The organism is Hymenobacter mucosus (assembly GCF_900188255.1).
In the GTDB taxonomy this organism is placed as follows: domain Bacteria; phylum Bacteroidota; class Bacteroidia; order Cytophagales; family Hymenobacteraceae; genus Hymenobacter; species Hymenobacter mucosus.
On sequence record NZ_FZNS01000006.1, the window covers coordinates 317,077 to 334,680 of the forward strand.

A 17,604-nucleotide genomic window follows, 5' to 3' on the forward strand; every position below is an offset into this window, starting at 1 on the left:
TGCAGCTGCACAGGTGGGGTGCGAATTTCAACTAGTGGCCTAGGTGAGGTGGCATTGCATAATGGCGTAGCGGCAGGTGCCTTTAACCGCATTAGCTGGTGGCCGGCTGCCGAAACCTGCTGTTGTAAAGAGCTACTGAAAACAGGATAACGCCATATGCAATCAGTTCGGGCGTCGTTGCTTGCTCGCCGAAGTAGAGAAATGCCAGTATAAAGCTGACCAGCGGGTTGATGTACATCCAAATGCCCACCGTGCCCGAGGGTAGCACATTGAGGGCGTACAAGTTCAGGAACAGCGGAATGATGGTGAAACCAATACTAAGTACTGTTGTCACCGAAAGCAGGTGCGCGTCGCGGAAACCGGCTACTGGGTTGGCACCCAGCAGGGGCGCTAATGGCAGAATAACCAAGGCAGCCAAGCCCAGCTGCACCGTCAGCAGCACAAGGCGGTCGTAGCCCTGCAGGCGGCGCTGGCTGATGAGGTAGGCGGCATAGGTGAAGGCTACAACCAGGCTCAGTAGCAACGTGCGAATATTGCCCGCGCCTAACAACAAGCAGCTAAGCGCGCTCAGCCCAATAGCCAGCCACTGATTGGTGCGCAGCTTTTCGCCCAGCACTGCGAAGCCTAACAAAGCTGTAAGAATAGGGCATACCAAATAAGCAAAAGAGCCCGCCTGCACACTCACTTGATTGATGACGTAAATGAACAGCAACCAGTTGGAGGTGAGCAGCAAGCCGCCAATCACCGTGCTGCTAGCTGCTTGACGCCGTTCGGTGGCGGGTGCTGCTCGCCACTGTTGCCACGTTGTCCGTACCGCATCGCGCCGAAAGATGCCGTGGATGAGTAGTAGGAACGTGAGGGAAAGCAGAATCCGGAAGAACAGAATTTGGCCGCTGGCATAGCCAGCCAACCACCGCAATGGAATGGGGAAGAAGCCCCAAATAAGAAAGGCCGCAAGAGCGGCCAGGTGATGACGCGAAAGTTTCACAATACAACTCGAAATGGCAATGAGCCCGCAAAGGTACGGTAGTCAATCCCAACTGTCGGAACTATCCGGGCTGCTGTACCTTTGCGCCGCCATGCTTCAGTTCGAAACCCTACCCGCCCTCACCGGAGGAACCCTGCTCCAAGCGCCTGCCCAGGCCGCTGCCGTACACCAATTGCTACTTGACAGCCGCCGACTAGGACAACCAGTTGGGGCGGTTTTCTTTGCCTTGCAAGGGCCGCGTCACGACGGACATCGCTACCTCTCAGAGCTGTATAGCCGCGGTGTGCGTTTGTTTGTGGTAGCGGAGGAGGCCGCAATTTCTGGGGGGTGCGCGGCCTTCCCAGAAGCCGGTTTTCTGCTGGTAGATGATACCTTGGCAGCCTTGCAGGCTCTAGCAGCGCATCACCGTCAGCAGTTTCGGCTGCCCGTAATAGGCATCACGGGGTCCAATGGCAAAACTATTGTAAAGGAATGGCTGGCCCAGTTGCTAAGCGCCGACGAGCTGATCTGCAAAAGTCCATTAAGCTTCAACTCGCAGGTAGGTGTGCCCCTGAGCGTGTGGGAACTGAACAGTACGCATACTCTCGGCATCTTTGAAGCGGGTATTTCCGAGCCCACTGAAATGGCCCGCTTGGCCCGCATTATTCAGCCCACACTAGGCGTGTTTACCAATCTTGGCACCGCTCACGACGCAGGATTTAGCTCTCCGCGGCAAAAAGTGGAGGAAAAGATGCACCTGTTTCAGGACGTAGACACCTTGTTCTACTGCGCCGACCATTCGTTGGTGCACGAGGTAGCCCGGCAGCAGCTGAGTACCCGACGAACCGTACTGTATGCCTGGACGCGCCAACGTTTTCTTTTTGACGCCCAGCAGGCCGATGTGCTTATTAGTATTCACGATGCCTCCGCCGACCGTACCGTAGTGCACGTGGAGCGTGCCCGCCCCCGGCCCCAAGAACATACGTTTACCCTCCCCTTTGCCGATGACCCTTCGGTAGAAAACGCCCTGCACTGCTTGGTAGTGCTACTATGGCGGCAAGTAGCTCCCGCAGAAATCCAGCGCCGCCTCGACCGGCTGCAGCCCGTAGCCATGCGCTTGGAGATGAAGCAGGCCCTCAACGATTGCTACGTCCTTGACGACACGTATAACAATGACTTGGCGGGCCTTACTTTGGCTCTGGACGCGCTGGCCCGGCAGCCCCGCCGTGGGCGTCGGGCCCTTATCCTCTCTGATGTGCTGGAATCTGGATTGCCAGCCGCGGAATTGTATGCCCGAGTAGCGGCCCAACTTACGGCGCGCGGGGTGGAGCGGCTTGTTGGCATCGGCCCCGAAATTAGTCAGAACGCGGCCGCCTTTACCGGACTGGAAGGAGCTTTCTTCCCGCATACCGAAGCCTTCCTAGCCGCCTTCCAGCCCGACAACTATCACCACGAAACTATCTTAGTGAAGGGTGCCCGCCGCTACGGGTTTGAGCGAATAGTAACCGCCTTCCAGGAAAAAATTCATGGTACGGTGCTGGAAGTAAACCTTGATGCACTGGTGCACAACCTCAATTTCTACCGGCGGCGGCTACAGCCTGGCGTGAAGCTCATGGTGATGGTAAAGGCCTTTGCCTATGGTAGCGGCTCCTATGAAGTAGCCAACCTACTGCAATTTCACCGCGTCGATTACTTAGCAGTAGCCTATGCTGATGAGGGGGTAGACCTACGCCAGCACGGTATCAGCTTGCCCCTGATGGTGATGAATCCGGCACCCGACGCGTTTCAGAAATTACGGCAGTACCACTTAGAACCTGAAATCTACTCTTTCGAACTGCTCAAGGCGTATCTACGTGCTGCTGAGGAGGGCCCCATGCCTGCCATTCATCTCAAGCTGGACACCGGTATGCGCCGGCTTGGTTTTGGGGAAGAAGACATACCAGAGCTGTGTCGCTATCTAAGTGAAAATGCCTTTCGCCTGCGAGTAGCTAGTGCTCTTACGCACCTGGCCGGTGCCGATGAAGAACAGCACAACGACTTTTCGCGCCAGCAGCTAGCCGCTTTTCACCGCATGACGCCGCAAGTAGAAGAGGCGTTGGGCTACCCTATTATCAAGCACGCTCTCAACTCGGCGGGCATCGTACGGTTTCCCGACGAACACATAGATATGGTACGGCTTGGTATTGGGTTGTACGGGGTAGAAGCCACTGGTCAGCAGCAAGATGCGCTCCGGCCTGTTAGTGCGCTACGTACTACTATCTCTCAAATTAAAAGGCTGCCGGCTGGCCAAACAGTAGGCTACAGCCGCCGCGGACAAGCTGTTGATTTTGAACGGCGTATAGCCACTATTGCTATCGGCTACGCCGATGGGTACGATAGGCGCTTCGGGAACGGTGCCGGGGAAGTGCTCGTGAGGGGGCAGCGGGCGCCCCTTGTTGGCAATGTGTGTATGGACATGTGCATGGTGGACGTGACAAATATTCCAGAAGCACAAGCGGGCGATGCCGCCACAATTTTTGGAGCCGGTTTGTCCCTATCCGAGTTGGCCGGTCGCATTGGCACCATTCCCTATGAGCTACTTACCAACGTAAGCGAGCGAGTTAAGCGAGTATTCGTGGCGGAGTAAAGTATAACTATCTACTTGTTGCTGTATAGTAGTACAATGTTCAGTGCTAAATACTATTTTTGGTTTTCCTGTTTTGGGAGTACTTCACTGCTATTGGATCAAAGCGAGCGTAGTGGTTTGCTAGGCGCATAGTCAACTGCTAATCCGCAGGTTGCTACTGCTTGCCCCTAGTAGTACACTAGTGTCTGCAAAACAGTAAAAGCGAAAGAGTTTTGTCGGTTAAGCAGGACTATTAAACGGCGAGTTGCTTGCGTTCAACCAGCACTAGCTGCGTCCTTTTCACTAGTATACTACTTTCGCGTCTGGTCTAATGAAGTCCCATTTTGGGTCAAGTTGGCTTGAGAAAATGCTGCTCAGTAGTAAGCTGTTGGCATCTGCTTGGCCTTTCTTCTTTCACACTTCTGCGTTATAGTATATGAGTCGTTTTATCCGCTTACCCTGGTGGCAGCGCAGCTTCCTGTGGCTACTGTTGGTATGGGGTGTTGCTACCCATTGCGCCCAGGCCGCCGATAAACCATCATTAGAAGGCTACTGGAAAGGACCACTAAAAGTACCAGGTGGAGAACTAGAAGTGATTTTCCGTTTAGTAAGCCTTTCTAATGGCACATACTTCGCCACACTCGATGTGCCACTTCAGAAGGTAAGCCGAATGCCGGTGGCAGTAACAGTACGCGGTGATACCGTGACGTTTGTTGCAGAGGAAGCCGGAAGTCAGTTTTCGGGTCAGCTAGCCGCTAGTGGCAAAGAAGTGCAAGGCGTGTGGAAGCAGCCGGGTTACGAAGTGCCAATGACGCTTAACTACGCCCCCCCCGCAATAAGCACCGCACCCAAAGCACGCCTGACTCCTCCATACCGGGAAGAAGAAGTAACCTTTAGCAACCTGACGGCCGATGTACGCTTTGCGGGTATGCTAACAGTACCCGCGGGAGAAGGACCCTTCCCGGCAGTAGTACTACTAACTAATGAAAGTGCGCAGGACCGAGAAGGCTCCTACGGTGATTACCGTTTGTTGGGTGCCTTAGGCGACTACCTTACCCGCCGCGGGGTAGCCGTGCTGCGGTATGATGGCCGTGGGGTAGGCCAATCAACGGGTGAAGCTGGCAAGGCAGGCATTCCGGGTGCCATATCTGATGTGCAGGCAGCCCTAAACTTCTTGCGTACCCGCCCCGAAATTGACTTAGGGCATTTGGGTGTTATTGGTCACGGGGAGGGCGGAAATGTAGCCTTACTAACCGCAACGCAGCCCCTTCCCCCGGCCTTTGTGGTTACGTTAGGAGCGCCTGGCCTTAGTGGCACCAATCTGGTTTTGCAGCAGCAGCAGGCCTTGCTACGTGCCCAAACTACGGACCCCGTGTTAGTAGAAGCGGGCATCAAGCGCCAACAGGCAATGCTGGACATAATTCGTCAAACCCCCGATGCAGCGCAAGCCCAAACCATTGTCGCTAACATGTTGCGGCAAAACAACCCCTCCATGGAAGCGCAAGTGGCTCAAGACAGCGCCACCCGCCTTACGTCGCCCGCGTATCGTACGTTCTTAAGTTTTGACCCGCTGGAAAAGCTAGCTGACGTTAAATGCCCAGTGTTGCTGCTCAACGGTACGGCCGACCTTACTGTGGCGGCGGAACCTAATCTGCTGGCTCTTTCCAAGGCGCTGAAGTCCGATAAAGAGGTGGCAGTGCGCAAGCTGCCGGGCGTGAATCACTTATTTCAGCCCAGCCGTACGGAGTGGCCGCTAGTAAATGGGCAGCAAAAGCCTGTTTTCTCGCCTGCCACCCAAGAGATTATTCGGGAATGGATTGTGCAACAGTCTAAAGCGAAAAAATAGACCGTAATATATTGTAGTTTATATATTAAAAAGGCCCAAATGTTTTTAACATTCGGGCTTTTTTGGCGTAAGCGCAACTTCATTCCCTCAATCTCCCATGAAAAAGCACCTTCTTTCTCTCTTTGCCGCAGCAGCTTTACTCTCGGCTTGTAATGACCTCAAAAAGCCTGAGGAAAAAGACCAACCCCAGGAAGCTACCAACGATACCGCAGTAGTATACCGCAACGGCGAAACGGCTGGTGAAGCTGCCAACGATGCCGTAGACGCTACAAAAGATGCGGCTAACAAAGTAGCCTCAGCCACCGAGAATGCTTGGGATATGACCAAGGCTAAGTTGGCTGATGTGAAGTATGAAGAAATTGACCTGCCCGAAGTAAGCGTGCGTAGCGACGACAACTATAGCGTGTATGGCTTGGAAGAAAAAGTACTGTTTGACACTGACAAAGCAGTCATTAAGCCTTCCGCCACTCGCGCTCTATCTGAAATTGGTGCCTCTATTGCCCGCCGCTACAAAGGCGCTGATGTGCGCATCATGGGTTTCGCCGACTCTCGTGGCGACAAGAGCTACAATAAAGAGCTGAGCGAGCAACGTGCTGAGGCCGTACGTAACTGGTTGCAGCAAAACGTTCACATCGAAGCATCACGCCTGAGTGTTGAGCCCATGGGTGAATCGGCGCCAGTAGCATCGAACAGCACGGCAGCTGGCCGGCAGGAAAACCGCCGCGTGGAAATTGCTGTGAAGCGCTAGGTAGCGCATCTGACTACCATACAGTTATACAAAAAGCCCCCGCTTCTTTTAGGAAGCGGGGGCTTTTTGTATAACTGTATGGTAGTTAATCTTTAATCATATCTACTTCTGCCCGAATCATAGCATTATAACGCTGTCCATTGTTTGCCAGGGTAATGAGGCTCCAGCCGCGGCCAATAGTATAGTTCCAAGTGCGGCTCTCCTTAAATTCAAACGTTGGGCGTAGAATTTGGCCGTAGGGCGTGTAGTTGTCCATGAAGTTGGTAGTGTAGAACTTATCACCACTCACAATCCACTCCATGGCTACAAAGAATCCTTCGTCGGGGGCGGTGATGTTGTAGGACGTTAAGTCAACGGTGTACCACTCACCTCCTTTGGGGGCCGATACCACAATGTTATCGGTTAGCAAGTCGGAATTGGGCGAGTTGTAGTTGCCATCGGCCTTGTACAATCGCACGCGGAAAGGCTCGCGAGGGAAGCCGTTCTCACCAATGTAGAAAGACACGGAGCGAACGTTGCCAAGCTTTTTGCCTTTGTCGTTCTTAACGAAGAAAGCATACTGGCTACCTGGCATGCCCTGGATCATTCCCTCACCCGGTGTGCTCGACTTTGAGCCCAAGTCTAGGTTTTTGATTTTGGCACTGCTGGTTACGGTTACTTCCTTCAGCGCGATTGCCCGTTTGGGAACCTCAATAATCATATCCTGCACTTTAATGCCGGGCTTAATGAGTACTGCCTTGCGGAAGTAACCCAGAGCATTAATGATAAGGGAGTCTTGAGGGTTCTTCTCGGGCATGGGCATCTGGAAGAAGCCATACTCGTTGGTCAGAGCACCGGTCATTTCTTCTCTCAAGCCTACGGAGGCAAAAGGGATGGGCTCTTTGGTCTTTTCATCCACAATGCGGCCCGAAATTTTGTTCTCCTGGGCAAAGACCAAAGCAGGAAGAAATACGGCCGAAAAGAGAAGGGATAGTACGCGTTTGAGCATATGGTAGACTATGTAAGACTGCCAAAATTACAATGAATACCCGCATGAAACGCAATAACTCCCCGAATATTTATAGTTGTGCAATTTGATGGAAGAATAATTATAAGTCAGTCAATTAGCTCAACCATGCAAGTGTATTCCTAGAAATAGTCGGATTTTGGTGAAACATAAAAGGGTGGTACCTTTGTTTGAAGTAAATCTAAATAATCCAACCCACCTGTGTCAGTCCGTTCCATCACTCCATCTGCTGCTCAGCGAAGCGTGAAAGACCTTCAACTGGGGGAAAGTGCTACGATTTGCTGCTTGAAAGACCCCGAAATGGCTCTGAAGCTCTTAGAAATGGGCTGCATTCCCGGTACGCGCGTCCGCTTAAACAGCCGCGCACCGCTTGGTTGCCCCATTACGCTAGTAGTTGGCGACGGGGAAGATTACACGCTGTCGTTACGAGTGAGTGAGGCGGCTACCATATTCTTGAAATAACAAAGGCGAATGGCAGGGGTGGAACTACTTACCGGCCGGGCCGGTGCTAGTGCATCGGCGCTGGCACTCGAAACGGCCGCCACGCGGCATCCCGGCGCACTTACGCGTATTGCTCTTATTGGAAACCCCAACTCTGGCAAAACGTCGCTCTTTAATCAGCTTACTGGCCTCAACCAGAAAGTAGGCAACTTCCCTGGGGTAACCGTAGACCGTAAAACAGGAGTCAGCCAATTGACCCCTCAGCTGCGGGCCGAAATAATTGACTTGCCGGGTACCTACTCGCTCTACCCTAAAAGCCTAGATGAGAAGGTAATTACAGACCTTCTCTACGACCGGGGCAGTGCTCAGTACCCCGATTTCGTGGTTATTACGGCTGATGCTAGCAACCTGCGTCGCAACCTGTTGCTTTTCACGCAACTTGCTGATCTTGGACTACCCGCTGTGTTGGCGCTGAACATGATGGATGTAGCTGAGCAGCACGGCGTCCATATTGATATTGCGGCCCTACAGCAGGAACTGGGCGTGCCCATCATTCCCATGAATGCCCGCAAGGGTATTGGTATTGCGGCTCTCAAAATTGTGATGGCGCAAATGCTGGGAGCACCCACGGTGCATTTTTACGAGCCGGAAGACGAACTGCTGCCCATGATTCGGCAGATTCGGTACTACTTCAACTTGCACAACGACTATCTGGCGCTGCACTACGCACACCAGTACCGTCATATCGGCTTTTTATCTCCCGATGATCGGGCCTACATTCAGGAGCTAACGGAGAAGTATGGGTTTGAGCCAACTGCTCGTCAAGCCCAAGAAACCATTGACCGCTACACGCTCATCAACCACATTCTGCTGAACGCAGTGGAGGTGACGCGCACTGAGCGTAATGAGCCGTACAGCAACCGCCTCGACCGAGTGCTCACGCATAAGGTATGGGGCTACCTGATTTTCTTTGCGGTGCTGTTTCTCCTGTTTCAGGCGGTATTTGCCTGGGCAAGCTACCCCATGGAGTTGATTGACGAGGGCGTAGCATGGATCAATAGTCTCATCCAAACTAACTTTAATGGACCGTTAGTGAGCTTGCTCACAGAAGGAGTGCTAGCTGGATTGGGAGGGGTACTCATATTCATCCCCCAAATTGCCTTGCTCTTCGCCTTTATTGCGGTACTGGAGGAAACAGGTTATATGGCCCGCGTTACCTTCATGATGGACCGCATCATGCGCAAGTTTGGACTCAACGGCAAGAGCGTTGTGCCGCTGATTTCTGGAGTTGCCTGCGCAGTGCCCGCCATCATGAGCGCACGCACAATCGAAAACTGGAAGGACCGCATCATCACCATCTTCGTAACGCCACTGATGAGCTGCTCGGCCCGGATTCCGGTGTATACCGTGCTTATTGGCCTAGTGGTGCCCGACGTGCCCGTGCTCGGAATATTTAACCTGCGCGGAGTAGCTTTAATGGGCTTGTACTTGCTGGGGTTCTTTGCGGCTATCTTATCGGCTTGGGCCATGAAGTTCCTGCTGAAGACAACGGAGCGCAGCTACTTCATCATGGAGTTTCCTGTATACCGGTGGCCGCGGTGGAAAAACGTGGGGCTAACAATTGTAGAAAAAGTAAAGACCTTCGTTTTTCAGGCTGGTAAGGTGATTCTGGCTATTTCGATCTTGCTTTGGGTGTTGGCCACGTATGGCCCGCCTGGCAAACAGGAAGGCGCCGAGCAACAGGTGCGAACTGAGCGCCAGCGCCTAGAACAAGCTCAGCCTGCTGCTACACATACCCCTACGGAAAACACCTTTGCCGACGAAACGGAGCGCTTAGTAGCATCCGCGAAGCTGGAGAACTCCTACGCCGGTATGTTTGGGCATGTGCTGGAGCCCGTTATCCGTCCGCTCGGCTTCGACTGGAAAATTGGTATTGCGCTAATCACTTCGTTTGCTGCGCGCGAAGTGTTTGTCGGCACTATCTCTACCATTTATAGCGTGGGTCAAGATGCTACTCAACAGACGGTCCAACAAAAGCTCTCTGCTGAGCGCGACGAGCAGGGGAACCCCTTCTTTACCCCCGCGCGTGCCATGTCGTTGCTGGTGTTCTACGTCTTTGCTATGCAGTGCATGAGTACCTTGGCTGCTACCTACCGCGAAACGAAAGGCTGGAAATGGCCCTTGTTGCAACTTATCTATATGACGGGGCTAGCCTACGTTTCGTCCCTGCTGGTCTACCAGGCAATGGTATAACGCTAGGTGGAGCCGGAGCTACTACTATAGAAAAAGCCCTGTCATGAAAGTGACAGGGCTTTTTCTATAGTAGTAGCTCCGGCTTTAGGACCCGATAAGGAATACGGCTGGCTGCTTATGAATCTCGGGTACGCCAGCTTTTTTCCAGCCAGCTATGGTATCGGTACGAACGTATTCTTGCGCGGCGGTAAGGCTAGCCGCAACACACAGGCGAGTACCAGGGTGGAGGGTAGTCAGTAAGTCTTCTAGCAGTTGCATGTTGCGGTAGGGAGTCTCAATGAAAAGCTGAGTTTGGTGCTGGGTAAGGGCCTGCTTTTCCAAGGCTTTCAGCGCCGCTGCGCGCTTACCCCGCTCAATGGGCAGGTAGCCATGGAAAGCAAAGCTTTGTCCGTTCATACCAGAAGCCATTAGAGCCAGTAGCAACGAAGAAGGACCTACCAGGGGCACCACGCGGATACCAAGCTGGTGTGCTCGGCGGGCCAACTCAGCTCCTGGGTCGGCAATGCCGGGGCAGCCTGCTTCGGAAATTACCCCCGCATCTTGGCCATTTACCAGCGGCTGCAAGGCGGCCTGAATCTGTGCTTCCGTGCTGTCCTTGTCAATTACACTAATTCGTAGCTCTTCAATAACGTGATGAGGAGCCATGCTTTTAATAAAGCGCCGGGCCGTGCGCGCATTTTCTACTAGAAAGTACGACAGCTCCGCTATGCGCCCCGCTATTTGGGCAGGTAATACCTGAGCAGCCGTGTCATCGGCCAGGATGGTAGGAATTAGGTAAAGAGTGCCCGTTTTCACTTAGTAGCTGGAAAGAGAAGTGGAAGTATAGCGGCTTTTCGCACGCTTAGCTGGTAGCAAAAGCCTGCACCAACTCAAATACCTCATCGGGTTTTTCAGCGTGCAGCCAGTGACCAGCATCCACCACGGTTTCTACCTGGGAGTTGGGAAACAAGGCCGGAATATGATAAAGTTTGTCTTCCGGCTGAATGTAGTCGGACTTGCCCCCACGGAGAAACAAAGCGCGCTTCAGGAACGGCTGCGGGCTCGTAATTTCAGCGCCAATAGCCGACATATTTGCCGTCAGAGCCGGCAGGTTTTGTCGCCATGCAAAGGAATTGTCGTCTTGGCGGTAAAGATTCTTCAGCAAAAACTGACGTACGCCAACCTGAGGAATATGCTGGGCCAAGGCTTCATCGGCTTGCTGGCGGCTTTCCAACGTTGCCAACGATACTGCGCTGAGGCCAGCTACGATGTCGTCCTGGTGCTCCATATCGGAGAAGCGAGGCGCAATATCTAATACTACCAAGCGGGCTAAACGCTCAGGGTGGTCGAGTGCAAAGCGCATGGCTGCCTTACCGCCCATGCTGTGCCCTAGCAAGGTGGTAGTAGCTGCATCAAGGTTTAGGTGGTCGAAAAGCGCCACCACGTCTTGGCTCATCGATTCGTAGGAGTGCTCGGGCGAATGGAAGGAGCGGCCATGGTTGCGCAAATCAACTAGGATGACGCGGTGCCCAGCATCAGCCCACCGGCGGGCTAGAGTCTGCCAGTTGTCGGAATAGCCGAACAGGCCGTGGAGGATAACCAGGGGAGCACCTTGGCCCATTTCGCGGAAGTGAAGAAGCATAAGCCGAAAATCAAAAGTAAAGTGCTGCTAAGGTCGGAAGTCGGTCGCACATGCGCGCGACTGGGCCTTATACGCTGGCTGCCGGAAGGGAAACCGATACAGTGGTGCCCTTACCTGGCAAACTCACAATGTCTAGCACGCCGCCTTGGCGCTGGGCAAACACCCGGCACAGCAGCAGCCCCAGGCCTGTACCTGACCGCGGCCCTAATGAGGCCGCCTGCGGGCTGTTAGCCGTCAGGAGGCTGGCCACTTGTTCTGCCGGAATACCGTCGCCGGTGTCTTGTACACTTATTTGCACGTCTCCGGTAGGTAGCACTTGTCCCTGCAGATGAATGCGGCCTTCGCGGGGGGTAAAATGCAACGCGTTGCTAAGAAAATTACGCAAGATGGTGCGCGTCATGTGAGGGTCAGCCCACACGGTCAGGTCGGGGGGGCAAGTTACGGCCAGCGTAACCTGCTTGGCTTCGGCGGAGGTAGCGTAGAGCGCCACGGCTTCCTCCAGTAGCTCGAGCAACAGAAGCCGCTCCGGACGAAAAGCCAGTTCCCCCGTCTGACTTACTGCCCAGTTCAGCAAGTTGTCTAGCAGACGGTTGAGATTTTGGGCTGATTGTCGCACCAAATCGGGTAGTCGGCGGAGGCCTTGCTCGTCACCGCGCTGTATGTAGAAATCTATCAGTTCCGTAACGCCCGAAAAGGACGTAACGGGCCCTCGTAAATCGTGCGCAACAATGGCGTATAATCGGTCTTTGGAAGCAGCAAGCTGGCGGAGCTCGTTGGTGGCTTCTTGCAGAGCGGCGTTATTAGCGGCCAATGCTGCCCTGCTGCGGCGGAGCTGGCCGTAGAGCAAGCCCATACCTCCCAGCCCTAACAGCAGCAGCCCTACGGCACCCCACAGCTCCCGATTTCGGTGTTGTGCCAAAATTCCGCGCTCCGTGAGAAGTCGAATCTGATTTTCTTTCTCTGCGGTTTCGTACCGGGTTTGCAGAGCCGTTAGTGTTTCCTGGCGCGACCGGCTATTGAGGCTGTCGTTGAGGTCCCGAAACATATTTTGCCACTGGTAGGCATCTTCGAAATCGCGCCGACTGGCGTTTATTTCGGCTAGCAGGCTGTAGGCATCGAGCACCCGCTCTTTATAGTTGATCTGGCGCGCGAGAAGCAAGGCCCTACGGGTCAGTTCTTCGGCCTCGCCTAACTCGTTTTTGAGCAGCAGCACCATGGCGAGCAGCTCCAAGTGGCTGGCCTCCACCCGGTACTTCTTTGCTGGCTCTACCAACATCAAGGCTTGGCGCAGCAACCCTTCGGACGTGTCCAGTTGGAGCAGCTGCATGTAGTAGGAGCCTAGGTCAGCCAAGTAGAGCGACTCCCCAGCCCGGTCGCCGGTACGCCGCGCGAGTTGCAAGGCGCGGCGAGTGTACAACAGGCCTTCTTCTCGGTGTTGCAAGTAGAAATACAGGTTGCCCAAATTGCCGAACAGCATAAGCTGGGTCCGTACACTCACATCGGGATGATACACTAGCTTAAGTGCACGCCGGTAGTTTAGCATGGCTGCGGCCGTATCGTTGCGCTCGTGGTAAACCCCGCCCATGCTCGTGTGGCTCCGCACTACGCCGTCCGTATCGTTGAGTCGCTGGGCCAACCTGAGTGCTTGCTGTTGGAGCTTAAGCGCCTGCGGTCCATCGGAAAGATTGGCGTAGCAACTGCCCAGGTACAGTAAGCTCCGTAAAAGTCCTGGTTGGTCGTTAAGTCGGCGGGCCAGCTTCATGGCCTGCTCGCCGTAGCCTATGGCTTGGGCAGGGGCGTAGTCATGTAGTTGGTAGCACAAGGTGGACAGCAGCCGCACCCGCGTTGTGTCGTCAGGCTGAGAAGCTAAGCGTTGGCGTAAGACAGCTACTTCTGGGTCTTCAACTACTTGCCCAAAGGAGGGGGTGACAACGAGCAGCAACCAGAAAAACAGAATGCGCCGTATCAAACCCTCCGTGTTATTAAATAGTACAGGGCAAATATAGAAAGCTCAAAACAACCCTTAACGGGCCAAAACCACGTTTTATCGAAAAACTGGCCGCTTGCACAAAGCACAACACTAGATGTACAATACTAGTATTTTCTGACGACTACGTGGGACGGAGTAAGTTGCTACGCAATACAAAACCATTTCTGTCGCCGTTCCATGGGCGTATTGCGCAGGAACTCGGCCACGGGGTCTAGCTTGGTTAGCAAAGAAGTAAGCGTAAGAACTTCCCCGGTGCGTAAGTGCAGCTTCATGTAGTCGTAGTGGCTCCAAAATAGCCGCTTCGATTCGCAGGTAACTCGCTCTACCCGCACTAAGTCGCTGCGGCTAAATGGTATCCGGACCCGACCTTCGTACACCTCCAATAAGTTTTTTTTGGGGTCAAAGACGAGGGTAGTATGCAGATTGCGCGCATAGTACTGGGAGTGCAGCAAAAAGGCCGGCAACGAAAACCCAAGCACTACGGCTGCCAGCGCCGTTAGCAGGACGAGCTCGAAGGCGGTGAGAGTGCCCACGTACAAGAAAGAGCCGAGAAATGGCAGTCCTACTCCCAGGCATAGCAGGGGCCAGAAAAGCAGCGCAAACTGCCGCAGAAATGTGGGCCGGTACACGCGGCTATTGCGAGCGAAAAAGCCCGTAATTACGCGTAGTCCAACAAACATGAGCGCAATAGCGGCCCCTGCTTCCAGCAGGGGCCGTAAAAATGGGAGCAGCTTCACTCGACCTACCGGACCAGAATCCAGGGTTCATCGGCTTGGTGCTCACGCAGGGTACCAAAGGGCGTGAGCGCTAAACCGTATTGCTCAAAAATAGCTTCTACTGTAGCCAGGCCGGCGGGGTCTACGCATACCAGCAGCCCACCCGATGTTTGCGGGTCGCAAAGCCAGGCGCGCTGCTCGTCAGTAAGGTTGCTGATCTTATGGCCGTAGGAATCCCAGTTGCGCACGGTGCCGCCCGGAATCGACTTTTGGGCGTAGTATTCTGCGGCTTCTGGAATGCGAGGCACTTTGCTGAAATCAACTTCCGCGGTCAGATTGCTACCCTCGCATACTTCCGAAAGGTGACCCAACAAGCCAAAGCCCGTAACGTCCGTCATGGCGCGCACGGCGGCTACTTGTCCCAAGTCGTAGCCAATCTTGTTGAGCTGCATCATGCTCTGGGGCGCTAGTTGCTCATGCTCAAGTTGCAGAATGCCGCGCTTTTGAGCGGTGGTGAGCATGCCCACGCCCAGTGGCTTGGTCAGGAACAGTTCGCAACCGGCGGTAGCGGTATCGTTTTGCTTTAGGTTGCTGATCTCAAGCATACCCGTGACAGCCAACCCAAAAATTGGCTCGGGCGAGTCGATGCTGTGGCCCCCGGCTAGCGGAATGCCCGCCTCGGCGCAAATACTGCGGCTACCCTCAATAACCCGCCGAGCTACTTCCGGTGCCAGCTTATTAATAGGCCAGCCCAGTACCGCAATAGCCATCACGGGGCGGCCGCCCATGGCATACACGTCGCTGATGGCGTTGGCCGAGGCAATGCGCCCGAAGTCGTACGCATCATCTACAATGGGCATGAAGAAGTCGGTCGTACTAATTAGGGCTTGGCCGCCGCCGATATCGTACACCGCTGCATCATCACGGGAAGAGTTGCCGACCAACAGCTTATCATCCTGGGGCTGTGGAATGCTGGTATGCAAGATTTGGTCGAGAACCTTGGGGGCAATTTTGCAGCCGCAGCCTGCACCGTGGCTGTATTGGGTCAGACGGACCTGGTCGGGGGTTTCGAAAGTAGATGGCATGGAGATGAGGCAGAGCGGTTAAATTAAAAATTCCAGGCGGCTTGTTGCAGCACTACCCGGTAGCCATCAGGGTCCTCAAAGGTGAGTCCCAGTTGATCCCAGTAAGGGTTGTAGGCTGGAACAGGCGAGTAGCCATGGGCCTGCATGCGGGCCGTGGCTGCTTGCCACTCGTGGCGGTCGGGGAAATACAACACAAGCAGGTGGTCGGCCGTTGGGGCTTTCCCTACTACGTGGCCCGGCTGGTGAGTGAATTCTAGGTGATAAGGTGACTGCGAATGTCCAAGAATAACTCCATCGAAGCCCTGGTGCGCGACGAATGAGGTTAGTACTGATAAACCTAAGCCTTCAGAATAAAACCGCACCACCGCAGCGAGCTGGTCGGTAGGGCGGGCCACGCGCAACTTAGGCACCATCTGCCAAGCTTGGGTTTGGGTTGAGCAAATCGGCCGAAGCTAGGGCCTGCTGAACAAGCACTGCATTCACTGCCGCGTCGCAAGTAGTGGACGGTACGTGAATGATGGGCCGTCCTTCCAGGCCATAGCTGTAGGTTTTGTCGTAGTAGTCGAGTACTAGGCTCACCATTTTTTCCATGTCGTCTTCGCCAATAGCCGCTAGTGCCTCCTTGGTGGCTAAGCCGCCCAGGCGCTTGCGAATTCGGAGGACAGCAGCGGCGAGGGCTGCCGGATCTTGCACCCCGTACTCCTCGGCCAGCTTGCGCACCCGCACTTCCCGTGGAATTTCTAGTACTACCAACGGAGCACGGCGCATTTGCTCAAACAAAGACGACGGTATATGGATGCTCCCTACCATGCGGCTTTCATCTTCTACCCAAACAGGCGAGGTAGTGGAAAGCTGGGCCAGCTGGGCGGCCAAATCATTTTCGAACTGTTCCTGAGTAGGTTGAGCGGGCTGTCCAATGCTGCCAAAAGCTGAGCCTTTGTGGTTAGCTAGGCCTTCTAGGTCAAGCACCGGCTGTTGGGTCGCTAATGCATGTAGCACGTCGGTTTTGCCGGAGCCAGTGAGGCCACCTAGCACTACCAAAGGGCGAGGCTTGACAAACTCTGCCAGGGCCCAATGACGGTAATCTTTGTAGCCCTTATCGAGCAAATGAACTTGGAAGCCTGCTAGCTCCAGCAGCCATAGCACGGCCCCGCTTCGCATTCCGCCCCGCCAGCAATGCACCCGTAGCTCTTTGTTGGGAGCCAGCTTTTGCGCTTGCCGTACCAGCTGGCTCATTTTTGGACCAAAGAAGTCCAGGCCAAGCAGCACGGCCTTGTCTTGGCTCATCTGCTTGTAGGTGGTGCCAATACGGGCGCGCTCCTCATCTGAAAACAGCGGAAAGCTCACCGCTCCCGGAATATGCCCCTGGGCAAACTCCACTGGAGCCCGCACGTCGAGGATAGGTAGGCTGGCGGAAGCTTGCAGAAAATCGGGGAGGGAAAGGCGAGGCACGGGCAGCAGTAGTAAAGGAATATGCGGAGAAAGGGCACCGAAGCGCCGTCAACCAAGCAGCAGAAAGGCCGGGCTAGTGTTATGACTGAGTGTCGGTTAGCTGCCTTCTGTACAACTGAATGGTATTTTCAAGACCTAAGTATAAGGCATCACAAATCAACGCGTGACCAATGCTAACCTCTGCCAGACCCGGCAGGTTCCGATGCAAGTAAGCTAGGTTATCGAGGTCGAGGTCGTGGCCAGCATTGAGCCCTAGGTTCAGTTCCTGAGCTAATTCAGCTGCTTCCCGGTAGGGGCGGATGGCTTCTTCGGGGCTGGTGGGGTAGCGGCGGGCGTAGTCTTCCGTGTAGAACTCAATGCGGTCGGTGCCGGTAGTGGCGGCGGCGCGTACCATGTCCAGGTCGGGGTCGAGGAATATGCTCACCCGGCAGCCAATGGCTTTCAAGTCGGCTACTACTTGCTGAAGATAGGCCTGGTGCTGCACCGTATCCCAGCCAGCATTAGACGTAATAGCATCGGGAGCATCGGGCACTAGCGTTACTTGCTCGGGGCGTACTTCGCGTACCAAGTCCAAAAAGTCGGGGGTAGGGTTGCCCTCCACGTTCAGCTCCGTGGTTACTACGGCTTTCAGGTCGCGCACGTCTTGGTAGCGGATATGGCGCTCATCGGGGCGGGGGTGAACAGTAATGCCTTGGGCTCCAAACTGCTCACAGTCGCGGGCGGCCTGCAACAGGTTGGGGCGATTGTGGCCACGTGCGTTCCGCAGGGTGGCTATTTTATTTATGTTTACGCTAAGCTTCGTCATATCAAAGGCGGGCTAGGGGGTAGTACATGGTCAAAGATACGTACCCAAACAGCCCACCTCATGTTCCGT

The 17,604-nt window shown here is 54.5% G+C and carries 15 protein-coding genes; 5 read left to right on the forward strand and 10 right to left on the reverse strand.

What is annotated here, in order from left to right; all coding sequences use genetic code 11:
- Positions 1-91: 91 nt before the first annotated feature.
- On the reverse strand, positions 92-988 hold the full coding sequence (locus tag CHB83_RS15990; protein WP_089333324.1) for an EamA family transporter: 897 nt from the start codon (positions 986-988) through the stop codon (positions 92-94).
- Positions 989-1,079: 91 nt separating this feature from the next.
- Between CHB83_RS15990 and CHB83_RS15995 the strand changes: the two genes are divergently transcribed.
- The 3 genes from CHB83_RS15995 to CHB83_RS16005 all read left to right on the forward strand — a co-directional run bounded on the left by CHB83_RS15995 (position 1,080) and on the right by CHB83_RS16005 (position 6,166).
- Positions 1,080-3,593 (forward strand): bifunctional UDP-N-acetylmuramoyl-tripeptide:D-alanyl-D-alanine ligase/alanine racemase, encoded by a 2,514-nt coding sequence (locus CHB83_RS15995; protein ID WP_089333325.1) that lies wholly within the window; start codon positions 1,080-1,082, stop codon positions 3,591-3,593.
- Positions 3,594-4,008: 415 nt separating this feature from the next.
- On the forward strand, positions 4,009-5,418 hold the full coding sequence (locus CHB83_RS16000) for an alpha/beta hydrolase family protein (RefSeq protein ID WP_089333326.1): 1,410 nt from the start codon (positions 4,009-4,011) through the stop codon (positions 5,416-5,418).
- A gap of 97 nt (positions 5,419-5,515) precedes the next feature.
- On the forward strand, positions 5,516-6,166 hold the full coding sequence (locus tag CHB83_RS16005) for an OmpA family protein (RefSeq protein WP_055562747.1): 651 nt from the start codon (positions 5,516-5,518) through the stop codon (positions 6,164-6,166).
- Between the two features lie 85 nt (positions 6,167-6,251).
- On the opposite strand, the gene CHB83_RS16010 is transcribed toward CHB83_RS16005, so the two are convergent.
- Positions 6,252-7,154, reverse strand: coding sequence for a carboxypeptidase-like regulatory domain-containing protein (locus CHB83_RS16010; RefSeq protein ID WP_089333327.1), 903 nt, complete (start codon positions 7,152-7,154; stop codon positions 6,252-6,254).
- 219 nt (positions 7,155-7,373) lie between these two features.
- Between CHB83_RS16010 and CHB83_RS16015 the strand changes: the two genes are divergently transcribed.
- A complete protein-coding gene (locus tag CHB83_RS16015; RefSeq protein WP_045689833.1) occupies positions 7,374-7,634 on the forward strand; it encodes a FeoA family protein in 261 nt (86 codons plus the stop codon).
- Between the two features lie 18 nt (positions 7,635-7,652).
- Positions 7,653-9,866 (forward strand): ferrous iron transport protein B, encoded by a 2,214-nt coding sequence (feoB, locus tag CHB83_RS16020; RefSeq protein ID WP_394340152.1) that lies wholly within the window; start codon positions 7,653-7,655, stop codon positions 9,864-9,866.
- An 84-nt stretch (positions 9,867-9,950) separates the two neighbouring features.
- Here feoB and CHB83_RS16025 read toward each other — a convergent pair whose 3' ends face one another.
- The 8 genes from CHB83_RS16025 to CHB83_RS16060 form a co-directional block, all read right to left on the reverse strand.
- Positions 9,951-10,661 (reverse strand): SAM-dependent methyltransferase, encoded by a 711-nt coding sequence (locus CHB83_RS16025; protein ID WP_089333329.1) that lies wholly within the window; start codon positions 10,659-10,661, stop codon positions 9,951-9,953.
- Positions 10,662-10,707: 46 nt separating this feature from the next.
- The gene (locus tag CHB83_RS16030; protein WP_245855372.1) at positions 10,708-11,487 is read right to left on the reverse strand and encodes an alpha/beta fold hydrolase; all 780 of its coding nucleotides are present in this window, start codon (positions 11,485-11,487) and stop codon (positions 10,708-10,710) included.
- A gap of 67 nt (positions 11,488-11,554) precedes the next feature.
- Positions 11,555-13,456 carry an ATP-binding protein gene (locus tag CHB83_RS16035; protein ID WP_052695045.1) on the reverse strand — a complete coding sequence of 634 codons (1,902 nt, stop codon included), beginning with the start codon at positions 13,454-13,456 and terminating at the stop codon, positions 11,555-11,557.
- A 164-nt stretch (positions 13,457-13,620) separates the two neighbouring features.
- Positions 13,621-14,214 carry a hypothetical protein gene (locus CHB83_RS16040; protein ID WP_045687666.1) on the reverse strand — a complete coding sequence of 198 codons (594 nt, stop codon included), beginning with the start codon at positions 14,212-14,214 and terminating at the stop codon, positions 13,621-13,623.
- A gap of 5 nt (positions 14,215-14,219) precedes the next feature.
- Complete coding sequence (gene selD, locus CHB83_RS16045; RefSeq protein WP_089333331.1) at positions 14,220-15,278, reverse strand: selenide, water dikinase SelD; 1,059 nt, start codon at positions 15,276-15,278, stop codon at positions 14,220-14,222.
- Between the two features lie 23 nt (positions 15,279-15,301).
- A complete protein-coding gene (locus tag CHB83_RS16050; protein ID WP_089333332.1) occupies positions 15,302-15,691 on the reverse strand; it encodes a VOC family protein in 390 nt (129 codons plus the stop codon).
- On the reverse strand, positions 15,681-16,730 hold the full coding sequence (gene mnmH, locus CHB83_RS16055; protein WP_089333333.1) for a tRNA 2-selenouridine(34) synthase MnmH: 1,050 nt from the start codon (positions 16,728-16,730) through the stop codon (positions 15,681-15,683). The genes CHB83_RS16050 and mnmH overlap by 11 nt, the downstream gene beginning before the upstream one ends.
- Positions 16,731-16,809: 79 nt before the next feature.
- Positions 16,810-17,535, reverse strand: a complete 726-nt coding sequence (locus CHB83_RS16060; RefSeq protein WP_045687670.1) for a pyridoxine 5'-phosphate synthase — start codon at positions 17,533-17,535, stop codon at positions 16,810-16,812.
- Positions 17,536-17,604 lie beyond the last annotated feature (69 nt).